The following is a 1,681-nucleotide window of genomic DNA, read 5'->3' as shown; positions in this document are numbered from 1 at the left end:
CATTATTATCACCTGATTTAATTTTCTTAACTGGATAATTGCATCCAATCATTTGATGAAGTACCCACGGAGCAAAACGGCCTAAACCTATTCCGCTCCATTCTGATAAATTCCAGACCTGCAACCACATCCATTGCCACAAATTAAAACGACGTTTATTTGTCATTATTAATTCTCCGAAACTCAATTACCCAAACGAGCTGGTCAACATCCCATCCATAACCGCGATTGTGGTAAATAGATGACCACGCAAAAGCAAAATTCGTCCAACTTTCGAATCCTTCATTTTTTACATCTGATTTAGAAATACGATGTAGGTTTTCAACTCGATTATTGGTGATGATTAATTCTCCTTTAATTTCACCCTTATCGTTGGCAAAGCTGATTATGTCGTTTATTTTTCCGTACGGAGTATTGTACCCTCTGTCTGAATCATATGAATATGTACCATCAATAATCGGTCTTCGTGTCTGAGTCTTTCGTCCATTAATGACCAATTGCAACATTTCGTCGTTAAATTTCAGTAATTTCATTTAAACTCCCTATATATGCTCTTATGAACGCTTCTGCGACCGGCGCAACGATGGCATTTCCGTAGGCGCGCAATCGTCCCACTCTGTTGGTAATCCCATCAACAGCCTTGCCATAATTGGCTGGTATGATTCTAATTTTCCCATCTGCTCCCTGGTTGGGTTCCCATTCATTCCAAACGTGTGCAGCCACATCTGACGATAGAGTGTGTCGTTTCGAATCTTGCCATCCTTCCTGATGAACGATTTCCCAATGTCTCCGCAATCCTTGTGGGACCGGGTTGTTGGCGTGGCCCACCCAATAGAGTCGCTGCCTGATGTGCGGCGCACCGACGCCTGCAGCGCAAATATCAATCGCCGCTGAGGAGTAACCCGCTCCCGCCAGGTCAGTTTGTACAAGGTCGAACCAGCCAAGGCCGCTCGCAACCTGTTCTCCAAACACAACGCGAGGTCTGCACTGTTCGATGAGATAGTGGAAATGGGGCCATAAGTGCCGCTCGTCAGCAAACCCATTGCCGCGACCTGCCGCGCTGAAAGGCTGGCAGGGGCAGGAGCCTGTCCAGACTGGTTTGTTATCCGGCCATCCGGAATTTCTGAGTGCGTAACTCCAGACGCCAATTCCGGCGAAAAAGTGGCACTGGGTGTAATTTCGTAGGTCATTAGGCTTCACATCCTCTATTGAACGTTCATCAACATCACCCGGCGCTATATGGCCGGCTGCAATTAAATTCCTCAGCCATTGCGCTGCGTAGGGGTCTATCTCGTTGTAATAGGCCGTCATTTAAACTCCCGACATATATTCGCTGCTTTATTACACATATCAGTGTCAAACCAGCCAAAATGGCAGCGGTTAAAACTGATACCTAATTGCCACGCCAGCCATCTGTACGCATCCGTACGTTCCCAGTTCCTGAATGTCCGCATCTGCTCGAATTTTTCTTTACCACTCTGTCTCGCCCTCCGTGTCGGCATATCTGCCAGTGTTCCCAGCGGGATATTGGTATCTGGGTGCATTCCCACACGGGCATCACATGACCAGCAGATATAGAGCCACGGCCAATGACCGCGAATTTCCCCAAACACCTCCGTGTGATGGGCTATCTTTACGTGACTGCGGCAATGTCGGCATTGGGTGGGAACGGGGAGCGGGT

3 protein-coding genes are annotated in these 1,681 nt (G+C 47.8%); all 3 read right to left on the bottom strand.

What is annotated here, in order from left to right:
- Positions 1 to 155: 155 nt before the first annotated feature.
- Positions 156 to 533, bottom strand: a complete 378-nt coding sequence (locus NXS07_RS19875; RefSeq protein ID WP_258087495.1) for an ASCH domain-containing protein — start codon at positions 531 to 533, stop codon at positions 156 to 158.
- Positions 514 to 1,311 (bottom strand): DNA cytosine methyltransferase, encoded by a 798-nt coding sequence (locus tag NXS07_RS19870; protein WP_258087494.1) that lies wholly within the window; start codon positions 1,309 to 1,311, stop codon positions 514 to 516. The genes NXS07_RS19875 and NXS07_RS19870 overlap by 20 nt, the downstream gene beginning before the upstream one ends.
- Positions 1,308 to 1,681: zinc-finger-containing protein (locus NXS07_RS19865; protein WP_258087493.1), on the bottom strand; the 374-nt coding region annotated here is incomplete at its 5' end. The genes NXS07_RS19870 and NXS07_RS19865, both read right to left, overlap by 4 nt.

The organism is Xenorhabdus bovienii (assembly GCF_024721015.1).
Lineage (GTDB): Bacteria > Pseudomonadota > Gammaproteobacteria > Enterobacterales > Enterobacteriaceae > Xenorhabdus > Xenorhabdus bovienii.
The sequence above is the reverse complement of the archived record's forward strand: the minus strand, read 5'-3'. Positions and strand labels throughout refer to the sequence as shown.